This window comes from Paenarthrobacter sp. AB444 (genome assembly GCF_028736865.1).
Taxonomy (GTDB): domain Bacteria; phylum Actinomycetota; class Actinomycetes; order Actinomycetales; family Micrococcaceae; genus Arthrobacter; species Arthrobacter nicotinovorans_B.
The window spans coordinates 1-14,528 of record NZ_JAQZBY010000018.1 but is presented as its reverse complement, the minus strand read 5'-3'; the positions used below and the strand labels follow the sequence as shown (position 1 = coordinate 14,528).

13 protein-coding genes are annotated in these 14,528 nt (G+C 62.6%); 10 read left to right on the top strand and 3 right to left on the bottom strand.

From position 1 onward, the window contains the following. The first annotated feature begins 18 nt into the window (after positions 1-18). Together lepA and hemW are read left to right on the top strand one after the other, a co-directional pair. Positions 19-1,872 carry a translation elongation factor 4 gene (gene lepA / locus PQ627_RS18415; protein WP_144658906.1) on the top strand — a complete coding sequence of 618 codons (1,854 nt, stop codon included), beginning with the start codon at positions 19-21 and terminating at the stop codon, positions 1,870-1,872. Then, positions 1,873-3,102, top strand: coding sequence for a radical SAM family heme chaperone HemW (gene hemW / locus PQ627_RS18410; RefSeq protein ID WP_274262820.1), 1,230 nt, complete (start codon positions 1,873-1,875; stop codon positions 3,100-3,102). 46 nt (positions 3,103-3,148) lie between these two features. On the opposite strand, the gene PQ627_RS18405 is transcribed toward hemW, so the two are convergent. Next, positions 3,149-3,562 carry a DUF4870 domain-containing protein gene (locus PQ627_RS18405; RefSeq protein WP_144658904.1) on the bottom strand — a complete coding sequence of 138 codons (414 nt, stop codon included), beginning with the start codon at positions 3,560-3,562 and terminating at the stop codon, positions 3,149-3,151. A gap of 119 nt (positions 3,563-3,681) precedes the next feature. Further along, a complete protein-coding gene (locus PQ627_RS18400; protein WP_274262819.1) occupies positions 3,682-4,533 on the bottom strand; it encodes a DUF3097 domain-containing protein in 852 nt (283 codons plus the stop codon). 230 nt (positions 4,534-4,763) lie between these two features. Here PQ627_RS18400 and hrcA point away from each other — a divergent pair, with 230 nt between their 5' ends. Genes hrcA through PQ627_RS18385 form a run of 3 tightly spaced genes read left to right on the top strand, consistent with a single transcriptional unit; the run spans position 4,764 to position 7,711 of the window. Then, positions 4,764-5,771 (top strand): heat-inducible transcriptional repressor HrcA, encoded by a 1,008-nt coding sequence (gene hrcA / locus PQ627_RS18395; RefSeq protein WP_274262818.1) that lies wholly within the window; start codon positions 4,764-4,766, stop codon positions 5,769-5,771. A 48-nt stretch (positions 5,772-5,819) separates the two neighbouring features. After that, positions 5,820-6,947 (top strand): molecular chaperone DnaJ, encoded by a 1,128-nt coding sequence (gene dnaJ / locus PQ627_RS18390; protein WP_144658901.1) that lies wholly within the window; start codon positions 5,820-5,822, stop codon positions 6,945-6,947. A 2-nt stretch (positions 6,948-6,949) separates the two neighbouring features. Then, positions 6,950-7,711, top strand: a complete 762-nt coding sequence (locus tag PQ627_RS18385) for a 16S rRNA (uracil(1498)-N(3))-methyltransferase (protein WP_274262817.1) — start codon at positions 6,950-6,952, stop codon at positions 7,709-7,711. A gap of 36 nt (positions 7,712-7,747) precedes the next feature. On the opposite strand, the gene PQ627_RS18380 is transcribed toward PQ627_RS18385, so the two are convergent. Then, positions 7,748-8,686 (bottom strand): GerMN domain-containing protein, encoded by a 939-nt coding sequence (locus PQ627_RS18380; protein WP_274262816.1) that lies wholly within the window; start codon positions 8,684-8,686, stop codon positions 7,748-7,750. A gap of 273 nt (positions 8,687-8,959) precedes the next feature. Between PQ627_RS18380 and PQ627_RS18375 the strand changes: the two genes are divergently transcribed. The 5 genes from PQ627_RS18375 to PQ627_RS18355 all read left to right on the top strand — a co-directional run bounded on the left by PQ627_RS18375 (position 8,960) and on the right by PQ627_RS18355 (position 14,454). Then, complete coding sequence (locus PQ627_RS18375; RefSeq protein ID WP_144658899.1) at positions 8,960-10,042, top strand: PhoH family protein; 1,083 nt, start codon at positions 8,960-8,962, stop codon at positions 10,040-10,042. Beyond that, positions 10,039-10,512 (top strand): rRNA maturation RNase YbeY, encoded by a 474-nt coding sequence (gene ybeY, locus PQ627_RS18370; protein ID WP_274262815.1) that lies wholly within the window; start codon positions 10,039-10,041, stop codon positions 10,510-10,512. Before PQ627_RS18375 ends, ybeY begins: the two co-directional genes overlap by 4 nt. Continuing rightward, positions 10,509-11,840 (top strand): hemolysin family protein, encoded by a 1,332-nt coding sequence (locus PQ627_RS18365; RefSeq protein ID WP_274262814.1) that lies wholly within the window; start codon positions 10,509-10,511, stop codon positions 11,838-11,840. The genes ybeY and PQ627_RS18365 overlap by 4 nt, the downstream gene beginning before the upstream one ends. Continuing rightward, positions 11,824-12,786 carry a GTPase Era gene (era, locus tag PQ627_RS18360; protein ID WP_144658896.1) on the top strand — a complete coding sequence of 321 codons (963 nt, stop codon included), beginning with the start codon at positions 11,824-11,826 and terminating at the stop codon, positions 12,784-12,786. The genes PQ627_RS18365 and era overlap by 17 nt, the downstream gene beginning before the upstream one ends. A gap of 108 nt (positions 12,787-12,894) precedes the next feature. Continuing rightward, positions 12,895-14,454: an LCP family protein gene (locus tag PQ627_RS18355; protein ID WP_274262813.1), complete on the top strand. Its 1,560-nt coding sequence runs from the start codon at positions 12,895-12,897 to the stop codon at positions 14,452-14,454. Positions 14,455-14,528 lie beyond the last annotated feature (74 nt).

Genomic DNA, 14,528 nt, shown 5'->3' with positions numbered 1-14,528 from the left:
CGACAGTAAGGATCCTGCGTGTCTCCCATGGCCCGCACCGCACCGGTGCCCGCCGCAACAGATCCGGCCATCATCCGGAACTTCTGCATCATTGCCCACATTGACCACGGTAAGTCCACCTTGGCCGACCGCATGCTGCAGTTCACCGGCGTCGTTCAGCAACGCGACATGAAGGCCCAGTATCTGGACCGCATGGACATTGAACGTGAGCGCGGCATCACCATCAAGTCCCAGGCTGTTCGCATGCCGTGGGAACTCGATGGCACCAGCTACGCCCTGAACATGATCGACACCCCAGGTCACGTGGACTTCACGTACGAGGTCTCCCGGTCCTTGGCAGCCTGCGAGGGCGCGATCCTGTTGGTGGACGCGGCACAGGGCATCGAAGCCCAAACCTTGGCCAACCTCTACCTGGCGATGGAAAACAACCTCACCATCATTCCGGTGCTGAACAAGATCGACCTCCCTGCGGCGCAACCCGAGAAGTACGCGGCTGAGCTTGCCAACCTTATCGGTGGAGACCCGGAGGATGTCCTCAAGGTTTCCGGTAAAACCGGCGTTGGCGTAGAAGCACTGCTGGATAAGATCGTCCGCGACCTCCCGGCACCTGTTGGCAATCCCGACGCCCCCGCGCGTGCCATGATCTTTGACTCGGTCTACGACACCTACCGTGGCGTGGTCACCTACGTCCGTGTGGTGGATGGCAAGCTGCACCCACGCGAACGCATCCAGATGATGTCAACCCGCGCGACGCACGAACTCCTCGAAATCGGCGTGAGTTCGCCGGAGCCCACCCCGTCCAAGGGCCTGGGTGTTGGCGAGGTGGGATACCTCATCACCGGCGTGAAGGATGTCCGCCAGTCCAAGGTTGGCGATACCGTCACCAACCAAGCCAAGCCGGCCTCTGAGTCTCTCAGTGGTTACGCAGACGCGAAGCCCATGGTCTTCTCCGGCCTCTACCCCCTGGACGGCACGGACTATCCGGTGCTCCGTGACGCATTGGAAAAGCTGATGCTCAATGACGCAGCCCTGGTCTACGAGCCTGAGACCTCGGCTGCGCTGGGCTTCGGGTTCCGTGTGGGCTTCCTTGGGCTGCTGCACCTGGAAATCACCCGCGAGCGTTTGGAACGCGAGTACAACCTCGACCTCATCTCCACTGCACCCAACGTGGAGTACGAGGTCACCTTGGAAGACAAGCGGGTTGTCCACGTCACCAACCCCAGCGAGTACCCCACGGGCAAGATCGCTGAAGTCCGCGAGCCCATGGTCTCCGCTACCGTCCTTGCGCCCAACGAGTTCGTCGGCGCCATCATGGAGCTGTGCCAGAGCCGTCGTGGTCAGATGAAGGGCATGGACTACCTGTCCGAGGACCGCGTTGAACTTCGTTACTGGATCCCGCTGGCCGAAATTGTGTTCGACTTCTTCGATCTCCTGAAGTCCAAGACGCGCGGCTACGCCTCGCTGGACTGGAAGGCCGACGGCGAGCAAGTGGCCGACCTCGTCAAGGTCGACATCCTGCTCCAGGGCGAACAGGTGGACGCGTTCAGCGCCATCACGCACCGTGACAAGGCCTACGCCTATGGTGTGATGATGACCGGGAAGCTCCGCGAACTGATTCCACGGCAGCAGTTCGAGGTGCCCATCCAGGCTGCCATCGGCTCCCGCATCATTGCCCGGGAGAGCATCCGGGCCATCCGCAAGGACGTTCTTGCCAAGTGCTACGGCGGTGACATCACCCGTAAGCGCAAGCTGCTCGAAAAGCAGAAAGAAGGCAAGAAGCGCATGAAGATGGTTGGCCGCGTTGAGGTGCCCCAAGAGGCCTTCATCGCAGCGCTGACCACGGACGAGTCAAAGGACAAGGCCAAGAAGTAAATGCCCAGCGTCCTACCTTTGGGCGATCCGGCACCTGCGGACGGCATTTTGCCGCCGCAGGTGCTGGACGGCGTCGAGCAGCGCAAATTCGGCCTCTATGTGCACATCCCGTTCTGTGCCGTGCGCTGTGGTTATTGCGATTTCAACACCTATACCGCGACCGAGCTCGGCGGCGGAGCGTCACAGGATGCCTATGCTGCGACGGCGGTTTCCGAGCTCGGCTTCGCGGCTGCGGCTCTGGATGCCTCGGGCCTCCCGCGGCGACCCCTCAGCACAGTTTTCTTCGGGGGCGGTACCCCCACCCTCCTGCCCGCGGAAGATCTGGCGCAGATCCTGCGTGCCGCCGTCGGGCATTGGGGTCTTGAGCCCGGCGCGGAGGTGACCACCGAGGCGAATCCCGACTCCGTAACCCCTGAATCCCTGAAGATCCTTGCCGAGGCCGGTTTCACCCGGGTGTCCTTCGGTATGCAGTCGGCCGTTCCCCACGTGTTGAAGGTCCTGGACCGCACGCACACCCCCAGCCGGGTGCCCTTGGTGGTTCAATGGGCCCGTGAGGCCGGCCTGGCCGTCAGTTTGGACTTGATCTACGGGACACCGGGGGAGTCCATGGCGGATTGGGAGCTCTCGCTCAAGACCGCCCTGTCCTACGAGCCCGATCACATCAGCGCCTACGCGCTGATAGTTGAGGACGGCACCAAGCTTGCCGCGCAGATCAGGCGCGGCCAAGTCCTCGGAATCGACGACGACGACCACGCCGCCAAATACGAACTGGCGGACCAGATGATCTCAGCATCGGGTTTGGACTGGTACGAGGTCAGCAACTGGGCCAGGACCCCGGAACAGGCCTGCAGGCACAACCTGGCCTACTGGCGCGGAGATGATTGGTGGGGGATCGGCCCCGGTGCGCATTCGCATGTTGGCGGCGTCCGGTGGTGGAACGTCAAACACCCGACGGCCTATGCGTCACGGTTGGGAGCTGGAACCTCGCCGGCAGCCGGGCGCGAAACCCTTGACCCCGGAACCCGCGAAATCGAGCGGATCATGCTGGAGGCGCGCCTCGGAACGGGGCTTGCCGTAGATGCCCTCGATGCTGTGGGCCGTCATGCCATGGCAGGCCTCATCGCTGATGGGCTGGTTGATCCTGTTCAGGCGTTCAAGGGTCGGCTGATTCTGACGCTGAAGGGCCGTCTGCTCGCCGACGCAGTAGTCCGCAGGATCCTGCCGGACTGAACCGGCTAAGCCAGTAGTGGAGCTCCTGCGTCCTAAGCCGGGGCCTCTACTTGATCCAGCGCAGGTTGAAGCGGTAGCGGTGCGGCTGACCGTGGTTGACCCTGATTCCCGCTGAGACGGAGAAGCAGGTCAGCGCTACCCAGATGCCCGTGGCGATGACTGCGAAGATGTTTCCCACCACCGGAAGCAGTACCAGGATGTTCGCCAGCACGGCGGCAATAGTGGGAGGCAGCGTGAAATTCAGTGCCTCTTTGGATTCCTGTGCGGTGAACGGCCCGCGGTCGCGGAAAATCAAGTAGATCAAAAGAGCGGGCACGCATCCGAGGATGCCGCCGAAGTGCGCCAAAGTGGCCCACTGCCGGTCCTCACTGGCCGTCAGCGGGAGAGCGTTGGCAGGCGCGCCGTGGTACTGGGGCCGGCCTGCGGCGCTGCCCGGTTCTTCAGGAGCGTTATCTGCCACGGTGTCTTCCCTTTGCTGTAAAGATGCTGCGGTGTTGCTGTCCAAGAATACCGGCCCGGACGTCCTTCCCGGGACCAACGCCCCGCAGATGCCTCAGATCCTGTCGTGCTGGCGGTCCTTCAGGGTGCGGTCAGGAAGTCGATGACTTCCTCAACGCGGCCCAGCAATGACGGTTCAAGGTCCGCGTAGCTGCGCACCGCACCCAGAAGCCGCTGCCAGCCCAAACCTATGTCCTCGGCGGTGTCGTGGGGCCACCCGAAGGCGGTGAGAATCCCGGTCTTCCAATCTGTCCCCCGGGCCACAGCCGGCCATTGCTCAATGCCCAGGACCTTGGGCCGGATTGCCTGCCACACATCCACATAGGGGTGCCCGACGATCAGGACATTCCCGGCAGCGCCGGGGACGGTCATGGCCTCGGCTGCGATCCTGGACTCCTTGGAGCCTTGGACCAGGTGATCCACCAGGATGCCGAGCCGGCGGTCGGGCCCGGGGCGGAAAGCTGCGATGGCTGATTTGAGGTCGTCCACTCCATGGAGGGGTTCGACCACAATTCCCTCGACCCGAAGATCGTCACCCCAGACCTTCTCGACGAGTTCGGCGTCGTGCTTGCCTTCAACCCAGATGCGGCTGGCCTTGGCTACCTGCGCCCGCTGTCCCTCGACTTTTACTGAGCCCGAGGCCGTCCGTCCTGCCGGAACCGCCGCAGCAGGAGGACGGGGAGCTGGAGGCATCAACCGGATGGCTTGCCCTTCTAGGAGAAATCCATAGCCGAGCTGGAATGACTTCGTTTTGCCGCGCCTGTCCTCCAGGGCCACGATGTGCATGCCGCCTGTCTTTTCGACCCGGGTGACTTCGCCCACCCACCCCGACTGGACGTCCTCCAGGACCATTCCGCGTTGGACCGGAACTTCGGGGAGTTGGCGTTTGGCCGGTGCCGTCAGATCCTGCGGGCCCCAATTGTCGAAAGCCAAGGAATTCCTACCTCTGTGGTGATATGGGAAAGGACAGGCAGCAGCTGAATTCAGGCTGTGCTGGTTAGCCGTCCCGGATCCAGTCCGGGGACGGTTTCAATGCTAACAACGTGGTAGCTCATACTAGACTTGTTAGCACTTGGGCATGTTGAGTGCTAAGTGTGGTGGCCCGATGGAGGTCCCACAGGGGACGGTCCCAAGGACCATGGCAGTCGTCAGGAGGTGGAGCAATGAGTGAGCCACGCAAGCTGGAAGTGCTGCGTGCCATCGTTGAGGATTATGTACATTCCCGGGAGCCCGTGGGATCGAAGGCCCTCGTTGAGCGCCACCACCTGGGTGTTTCCAGTGCCACCATCCGCAATGACATGGCCGTCCTGGAAGAGGAGGGTCTCATTGCTGCCCCGCATACCAGCGCGGGCCGGATTCCCACGGACAAGGGCTATCGACTCTTCGTGGACCGCATCTCGCAGGTCAAGCCGTTGTCAGCCGCCGAGCGCCGGGCCATCCATTCGCTGCTGGAGGGCCCGGACGACGTCGATGACATTCTTGAGCGCACCGTCAGGCTCCTTTCGCAACTGACCAACCAGGTCGCCGTCGTGCAGTACCCGCACTCGCACCGCGCCTTGGTGCGCCACGCGGAGTTTGTCCTGCTGGCACCCAAGCAAGTGCTTGTGGTCCTCATAGCGGATACCGGAAGCGTTGCGCAGAAGGTGATCGAGGCCGGCGCCGATGTGAGCAACGAGGCCCTGATGTTGTTGAGGTCACGTTTCCTTGGCAGCATCGCCGGCACCCAGCTGGCCCTCTTGCCGCAGGTGCTTCCGTCAGTGGTTGCCCTGTGTCCGCCCGACCTTCGGGCCCTCGCGCAAACGCTCGCAAATGGCCTGGAATCGTTGAGCGATGCCAGCCGTGAAGAGCGCATCCTCATGGCCGGTACGGCCAACCTTGCACGGTCCAACGTCGATTTCCCCTTGAGCATCGGTCCGGTGCTGGAGGCACTTGAGGAACAAGTTGTCATGCTCCGGTTGTTGTCGGACATGGGAGACGATCCTCGAGGCGTCACTGTCAGCATTGGCCGGGAGAATCCGTACGACGGTCTCGCCGAGGCATCTGTCGTGGCCACCGGCTACGGATCAGGTGCCAAGGTGGGCATCCTCGGACCCACCCGCATGGACTATCCCACCACCATGGCGGCAGTACGCGCCGTGGCCCGTTACCTTTCCCGCATTCTCGGCGGCTGAAAAGCGGCGAGGAAACATCCGCAGTACAACCAGGAAGAGATACCGACTTTGAGCAGCCACTATGACGTTTTGGGAGTCTCGCCGGAAGCCACCGGGGAAGAGATCAAAAAGGCGTACCGCAAGCTGGCACGGAAACTCCACCCGGACGTAAACCCCGGTGAAGATGTCGCGGAGCAGTTCAAGGCCGTGACCCATGCATACGAAGTGTTGTCAGATCCCCAGAAACGCCGCGTCTACGACGCCACCGGCAATGAGAACGGAACTGACAACGGCTTCGGTGGCGGGTACGCAGGCCAAGGCTTCGCCTTCCAGGACATCTTCGACACGTTCTTTGGCGGGGGCGGTGGACACGGAGGGCCGGCCTCACGCGTCCGGCGCGGCCAGGACGCCCTCATCAGTGTCCGGATCGACCTCAAGGACGCGGTGTTCGGCGTCAACAAGAAGCTTGAAGTCGATACAGCCGTGGTCTGCCCAACGTGTGATGGCAGCTGCTGCCGTCCCGGCACCCACCCCGAACGCTGCGACATTTGCGGCGGCAGCGGCCAGGTCCAGCGCGCAGTGCGCTCCATCCTTGGCCAGGTCATGACCACCGCGCCCTGCGGAACCTGTGAAGGATTCGGCACAGTTATCAAGGATCCCTGCAACGAGTGCAGTGGCCAGGGCCGCATCCGGAGCCGCCGTTCGTTGACCATCAAGGTGCCGGCAGGTGTCGCCACCGGCACGCGCATCCAGCTGTCCGGCCAGGGCGAAGCCGGCCCCGCCGGTGGTCCGGCGGGCGATCTCTACGTGGAGATCCGCGTAAACAACGATTCCACGTTCGTTCGTGAAGGTGATGATCTCCACGCCACCCTGAGCGTGCCCATGACAGCAGCAGCCCTCGGGACGGACTTGGAGCTTGATACTTTCGACGGCGCACAGGACATTGAGGTCAAGGCGGGGACGCAGTCCGGGGAGATCATCACCCTTCGCGGCCTTGGCGTCACCCATCTCCGCGGCTACGGCCGTGGCGACCTCAAAGTGCACCTGCACGTGGAGACTCCTACCAAACTGGACCACGCCCAGGAAGAACTGCTGCAGCAGCTCGCCAAGCTTCGCGGTGAGCAGTTCACCGAAGGCAAACTGGTGGCCAGCGGCGGAATGTTCGCAAAGCTCCGGGACAAGCTCGGTAACCTGTAGCGGTGAGCAATCCCGTCTTCTTCGCCCCGGTCGGCAGCCTTGACCAGTTGCGCTCCGGTGCCGCATTTGTCCTGGAGGGACCGGAGGCGCGCCACGCCGTCACGGTCAAGCGCTTGGCCGTCGGCGAGTCCGTTGACATCGCCGACGGCGCTGGTGCCCGCCTCACCGGAACCGTCGCCGACGTCGGCCCCGGCACCTTGACGGTGACGGCGGCGGATGTCGTCTTCGAAGAACAGCCCCAGGTGCGTTTGGTCCTGGTGCAGGCCTTGGCCAAGGGCGACCGTGACGAGCTGGCCATCGAGACGGCCACTGAGCTTGGAATCGATGCCGTGGTTCCCTGGCAGTCCGAACGCTCGATTGTGCGTTGGAAGGGTGACCGCGCAGCCAAAGCCCACGCGAAGTGGGAGTCTGTGGTGACCGCCGCGGCAAAGCAGGCGCGCAGGGCCTGGATACCTCCGGTCCGCCCGATCGTCGACTCGAGCGGACTGGCCAAGGCCGTTGCGGAAGCCGACCTCGCCATCATCCTCCACGAGGACGCCAAGAACCCCTTGCGGGAGGTCCTGGAGAAGCTGGATGCTGGCGACTCCCCACCGCGCGAGGTTCTTCTGATTGTCGGGCCCGAAGGCGGGATCTCACCGCGCGAAGTAACGCGGCTGAGCGACGCTGGGGCCGTCACCGCACTGTTGGGTCACCATGTGCTGCGGTCGTCGACGGCGGGACCTGCCGCCGTCGTTCTGGCCAGCGACGTCCTCGGACGCTGGTAGCCGGCCACCGACGCTCGCAAGCTACGCACAAGACGCCTAGGAGACGCTGAACAGGCGGGTATCCGTGCTCGATTCGATCGCCTTGCCGGCGTCGTCCACCTCGGAGACCCGGAGCTCGTACTTGCCGGGTTTCAGCGTGGCGCCGAAGCTGAAGAGACCGTACTGACCGGGCTCGCCGGTTGCCTTGGTCTGGCCCGTGAGCAGGCTCGACTTCTCTCCCTTGCCGTTGTCCTGGAGGATCTGCCAGCTGATGGGCCGGGAGTTGTCCGTGATGCGGCCGTTGAACTTGATGAGCCCTGCCGGCAAGGAGACGTCCTCCTGGGGATCAATGATCCACAGCGGTGCCACCAAGGAAGCGTCGCGCGTCATGGGTTCGCCAAGTTTTACTTGTCCGAACGCCATGTAGTCCTTGTGGCCGTCCACCAGGATGACCACCTGGATCTGCTGGCCCGAGTTGATGAGTCCGGAGGACGACGCTGCCGCCGTGGCTGTGTACACCAGCTGCTGAATGGCCCTCTGGGCCATCCCGGCGTCCAGGTTCGAGTTGAAGGCGTCGCGGGAGACATCGACGGTGATCACGTTCTTCCCCGAGATGGAGGTCGCCAGGTTTCCAGGTTCCTGCCAAGGCGTGAAGAAATCATGATCCAACGGCTTCTCGGCCATCATGATCTTCAAGGCGGTGGTGACAGGGTTGCCGTCACCGGAAATGTCCCGGAATTCGCGGTAGAGGTAGACCTCGTCCTTGCTTCGCCCAATCCAATAGACCGGAATTTTGGTGGAAGCCTGGGTTGTCTCCAAGGGGGCGTTGCTCGCGGGCGCGTCCTGCACGGACAGCGACGGCGGGCTCGACGTCGCCTGGCTGCCCCCGCCGCCGTTGGCAATGCAACCGGTCAGCAGCAGGACAGCAAGCATCGCAGGCGCGGCGACGGCGGACCGTGTCCGCTTTCGTGCGCCTTTCCCGGTGCTCGCTGGCATGGCTATGATGCTTCCTTTTGGTCAGGGCTGCGGGGGTTCCAACCACCCGGTTAAGCCAGCTTGGCACATCGACGACGGCGTCCGGCCGGGTTTGGGTGGACGGCGGTCAACTGAAACATGATTGATACCGGCTTGATGCCGAGTTGAGACAAAATGTCTTCGGTATCGTTTCGGCCCAGGTTCCGGCGCCTTGCCGAGGTTCATCCGGCCCGGGGCTGGCGTAGGATTGCGTCATACCATCAACCGGAGGAGAACAGGCCGCAGGCCAGCACTATGAGTGAATCTTTGAACGGGCGGCTCAGGACCGGAAACGGGAACCAGCCGCTGACCGAGTTCCCGCACACTTTACCGGGCACGCGCACGGAAGTTGTTACGTTCGACAACTCCGACCAGATGGTTCACTCGCTGGGCAGCCATGATGAAGCGCTGCGGTACATCGAGGAACAGTTCCCGGACGTGAACTTCCACGTTCGTGGCAACGAGCTCTCCATGACCGGTCCTTCCACGGTGATTCCACGGATTATGCGCCTCCTTGAGGAAGTACGCGGCCTCGTGGCCAAGGGGACCGTGGTCACGCCCGACGTACTTCAGCAGCTGGTGTCCCTGCTGCGGACCCAGTCCGTGCAGAATCCCGCGGATGTCCTGACCCACAACATCCTCTCCAGCAGGGGCAAGACCATCAGGCCCAAGACGCTGAACCAGAAGAACTATGTTGACGCCATCGACGACAACACGGTGATCTTCGGAATTGGCCCTGCAGGTACCGGTAAGACGTACCTCGCCATGGCCAAGGCTGTGCAGGCATTGCAGAACAAGGAAGTCAGCCGGATCATCCTGACGCGGCCCGCCGTTGAGGCGGGGGAGAGGCTGGGCTTCCTTCCTGGAACACTCAGCGACAAGATCGACCCATACCTGCGTCCCCTGTACGACGCCCTGCACGACATGATGGATCCGGAATCCATCCCTCGCCTGATGGCTGCCGGGACCATCGAAGTAGCGCCTTTGGCCTACATGCGTGGCCGTACCCTTAACGACGCCTTCATCATCCTTGATGAAGCCCAGAACACCACTCCGGAACAGATGAAGATGTTCCTGACGCGCCTCGGGTTCGGGTCGAAGATGGTAGTCACCGGTGACGTCACGCAGATCGACCTTCCCTTTGGCTCGACCTCGGGTCTGAGGATCGTCCGCGAAATCCTCACCGGTATCGACGACGTCAATTTCTCGATCCTGGAGGCGGCTGACGTGGTGCGGCATCGCCTGGTGGCCGATATCGTCTCCGCTTACAGCGCATGGGACGACGCCCACCGACCCGCGGCCGCTGCCAACACCCATAAACGTGGAGAACGTAAATGAGCATTGAAGTCAACAACGAGTCCGGCGTGGCAGTCGATGAAGCACAGCTGGTGACGTTGTCCCGCTTCATTTTCGAACGCCTCTATATCCACCCCCAGGCGGAGCTGTCGATCCTCTTGGTGGACGAACCCGCCATGGAGAAGCTCCACATTGAGCTGATGGACGAGCCCGGGGCAACGGATGTCCTGTCCGTGCCCATGGACGAGCTGACGCCGGGGACGCCGGACAAGCCCACTCCGCAAGGCATGCTCGGGGACATCGCCATCTGCCCGCAGGTGGCCGAAGTCCAGGCGCGCAACGCCGGTCACTCCCCGCAGGATGAAATGCTGCTGCTGGCAACGCACGGGATCCTGCATCTGCTGGGCTTCGACCACGCAGAACCCGAGGAAAAAGAAGAAATGTTTGGCCTGCAGCGCGAACTGCTGTCTGAATTCCTGGGCAAGGATGCCCCCATGGAGACCATGCAGTGACCTCGCTCATCCTGGTCGGCATGGCGCTGGTTTTCCTCAGCTTTGTAGCCCTGCTGACTGCAGCGGAGGCTGCGTTCAACTTCCTGCCCCGCCACGAGGCCGAACAATCCCTTGGCCGAAGCAAGGGCAAGGCGCTGGCCGGCATCCTGGAAAACCCCATAGCCCATATGAGGGCGCTGCGCTTTTGGCGTGTGTGGTTTGAAATGGCGGCGGCCGTGGCGGTCGCCGTTGTCCTCCACAGCTTGTTGGACAACGTGTGGCTCGCCGGACTGGCCGCGACGGGCATCATGGCAGTCATCGGCTTTGTGCTGGTCGGTGTTTCGCCGAGGCAGCTTGGGCGCGCCCACTCAGGGCCGGTAGTGCGCTTCACCGCGCCCCTGATCAGGTTTCTGTGCTGGGTACTGGGCCCGATCCCGGGCTGGCTTGTTGCCTTGGGCCAGGCGGTAGCCCCTGGTGCTCCGGCCGGCGATGATGCTTTCGTCAGCGAAGAAGAGTTCCGCGAGTTTGTGGACCGGGCGGCCGAGTCCGACATGATCGAGGACAACGAAGCGGAACTTATCCACTCGGTCTTCGACTTCGGCGACACCCTGGTACGTTCTGTCATGGTTCCCCGCACGGACATTGTCAGCATCGGCACGGGCGCAGACCTTGAAACCGCCATGGGATTGTTCCTGCGGTCGGGCTATTCCCGAATTCCCGTGATCGGTGAGAACACTGATCAAATCCGCGGCATCCTGTACCTGAAGGATGTTGCCGCGGCCATGCACCGCGGTGAGCCGGGACTGCAGCCGCACGACGTCGATTCGCTGGCCCGTGATGTCCGGTACGTTCCCGAGTCCAAGCCGGTGAGCGACCTCCTGCGCGAGCTCCAGCAGGAGTCCACCCACGTGGCGATTGTCATTGATGAGTACGGGGGAACCGCCGGTTTGGTGACCTTGGAAGATCTCATCGAGGAAATCGTCGGCGAGATCGTCGACGAATACGACGCAGCCGCTGAAGAAGCCGTCGACTTGGGTGACGGACAGTACCGCGTCAGCGCCCGCATGAGCATTGATGACCTTGGTGAACTCTTCGATATCGAACTCGACGACGACGAAGTGGACACCGTGGGCGGGCTCCTGGCCAAGGCCCTTGGACAGGTTCCCATCGTCGGAAGCTCCGTTGAAGTGAACGGGGTGTTCCTTAAGGCAGATAGGCTTGAGGGTCGGCGTAACAGGGTCAGCCATATTATTGCGGCCGCCATGCCAAAGGAAGACACTGACCTTGAAGACCTTCTCGACGACGCCGACTCAACGCAACAGGGAGTTCCACGTGAGCAAGCAAAATAAGAAATTCGACGCCGACAGCGACTTCGGCGGCTTTCACGCGGGCTTCTCGGTGCTGGTCGGTCGACCGAATGCCGGCAAGTCCACACTGACCAATGCCCTTGTCGGCCAGAAGGTAGCGATCACTTCGGCCAAGCCGCAAACCACCCGCCACACCATCCGCGGCATCGTCCACCGCGAGGACGCGCAACTGATCCTCGTGGACACACCGGGTCTGCACCGGCCCCGAACCCTTCTCGGCAAGCGGCTGAACGAGCTCGTTGCCGATACTTTGGCCGAGGTCGACGCCATCGGCTTCTGCTTGCCTGCCAACGAAAAGATTGGTCCAGGCGACAAATTCATTGCCGCCCAGTTGGCCGGCGTCGGACGTAAGCCGATCGTCGCGTTGGTGACCAAGACTGACCTGGTGGACCGTCAGGCCCTGACCGAGCAATTGCTTGCCGTCGCAGAGCTGGGCCGGGAGGTCCTGGGCGAAGCAGGGTGGGCCGATATCGTTCCGGTTTCAGCGGCCGACGGTTTCCAGGTTTCCACCGTCGCGGACGTTCTGATCAGCCACATGCCTCCCTCCCCGCCGCTCTACCCGGATGGCGAGCTGACAGATGAGCCCGAAGCGGTCATGATCGCCGAACTCATCCGCGAAGCGGCTTTGGAAGGTGTACGTGATGAGCTTCCGCACTCGTTGGCAGTAGTGGTCGAGGAGATCGTGCCGCGTGAAGGACGTACTGAGGACAATCCGCTCTTGGACGTCCGCGTCAATCTCTACGTAGAGCGTCCGTCGCAGAAAGCCATCATCATTGGCAAGGGCGGCAGCCGGCTGCGCGAAGTCGGAACCAATGCCCGCAAGGGCATCGAAACCCTTCTCGGTACCCGGATCTACCTCGATTTGCATGTCAAAGTTGCCAAGGACTGGCAGCGCGATCCGAAGCAGCTGGTCAAACTCGGCTTCTAGCCCATCAGAGCTGGATCCGGCGTGGCTCCCGGCCCGATAAGGAACTTCCCAGAAACGGCAACTATGATTGCGGGGATCGAGCTGTTTTAAGGAAAGGTAAACCGAATAGTGCGACGTCGTGACGCCCGCCCGGAGGGCACCGGCACCGCTGGCCCCGTTGCGGCACGCCATGGAGCCGAGGCCGACGGCACTCCGCGCCATATGAATGAGCGCAAGGGATGGCCGCTCTGGTTGAAGATCGTCACCGGCGTGGTGTCCGTCGCGTTGGTCGCCGGCGTCGCGTTTGCTGCTTTCTGGTTTATCCGACTCCAGACGAACATCACCAAGGCCCCTCTGAGTGCGGATGAAAGCCGCAATGCGGGTGAGGCCACGGCCAATGACAAGACCGACCGGCTCCAGATCCTGATCCTTGGCTCTGATACCCGTGACGGCAAGAATGCCGAATACGGCACCAGCGAAGACTCCACGGGTTATGGTCACTCGGATGTCATGATGCTGCTGGACATCTCTGCCGACAACAAGCGCGTCAATGTCCTCAGCTTCCCCCGGGATCTGTTGGTGAACGTTCCCCAGTGCACCGACCGCACCAACAACCAGACCTTTCCTGCCCGAAGCGGCGTGATGATCAACGAGGCCATGGCAGAGGCCGGCATCGGTTGCGCAGTCGACACCATCAACAAGCTGACGGGCCTCGAGATCGACCACTTCATGATGGCGGACTTCAACGCCGTCAAGGAGCTTTCCCACGCCGTCGGCGGTGTGAATGTCTGCGTCAGCGACCCCGTCTTTGATCCGGACTCCCGCCTCCGCCTGCCGAAGGGCGACTCGCTGGTCGAAGGCGAGCAGGCCCTGGCATTCCTGCGCACCAGGCATGCGTTCGGCGACGGAGGCGATTTGGGTCGCATCAAGGGCCAGCAGGCATTCCTTTCATCCCTGACTCGAAAGCTCAAGAGTGAAGGCACGCTGGGCAATCCGCAGCGTCTCCTGCAAATCGCAGACGTCGTCACCCAAAACCTGACAGTGGACGAGGGCCTCGCCTCGGTCCCTTCGTTGTTGACCATCGGTGGGCGGCTGAAGGACATTGACGTGTCCAAGGTAGCGTTCGTGGCAGTGCCTACCCAGGCTGCAGCCGTGGATCCGAACCGCCTTGAACTGGTTGAACCCCAAGCGTCCCAGCTCTTCGCAGCACTGCGCGCGGACCTCGACCTCACCACCCCCGGTGCGACGGCTACTCCCTCGCCGTCAGAAAGCCCGGCCCCGCAGCCGACAGCCACAACACCCGCCGCGCCTGCCTATGACAAGGCGATCCAGCCTGTTTCGGTGGCCAACGGCAGTGGTGTCGCCACCCGCGGCCAGGAATTGATGGCCGTTCTGACGGGCGGCGGATTCGCGCAGGCTGTGTCTTACCTGGCCAACCCCGTGGACCAGACCGTGCTTTACTACGGAACGGGCTTTGCCGACGTGGCCGCCGACGTCGCCAAGCTCTATGGCATCCCGGACGCCCAAGTTCAAGAGGCACCTGGCGTGGCTGGTGTGCAGCTCTACGTGGGTACGGACTTCACAACCGGCACGGCCTACGGAGCAGCGTCGGTTCCCTCAGATGTGGTCAACCAAACTGCCAAGGACGCGGTGTGCCAACAGGTGAACCCGTTCTACATCGATCAGTAGCGGATAACGCAGGCGACTCATGAGAGAGGCCGGGCCAGTTGAAGAACAGGCCCGGCCGCTCTTGGTACTTTGTT

What these genes read in the sequence shown, in the direction of transcription:
- ybeY (WP_274262815.1), top strand. Translation starts at nt 10,039, where the DNA reads ATGAGCATTGAAGTCAACAACGAGTCCGGCGTGGCAGTCGATGAAGCA.
- hrcA (WP_274262818.1), top strand. Translation starts at nt 4,764, where the DNA reads ATGAGTGAGCCACGCAAGCTGGAAGTGCTGCGTGCCATCGTTGAGGAT.
- hemW (WP_274262820.1), top strand. Translation starts at nt 1,873, where the DNA reads ATGCCCAGCGTCCTACCTTTGGGCGATCCGGCACCTGCGGACGGCATT.
- PQ627_RS18375 (WP_144658899.1), top strand. Translation starts at nt 8,960, where the DNA reads ATGAGTGAATCTTTGAACGGGCGGCTCAGGACCGGAAACGGGAACCAG.
- PQ627_RS18380 (WP_274262816.1), bottom strand. Translation starts at nt 8,686, where the DNA reads ATGCCAGCGAGCACCGGGAAAGGCGCACGAAAGCGGACACGGTCCGCC.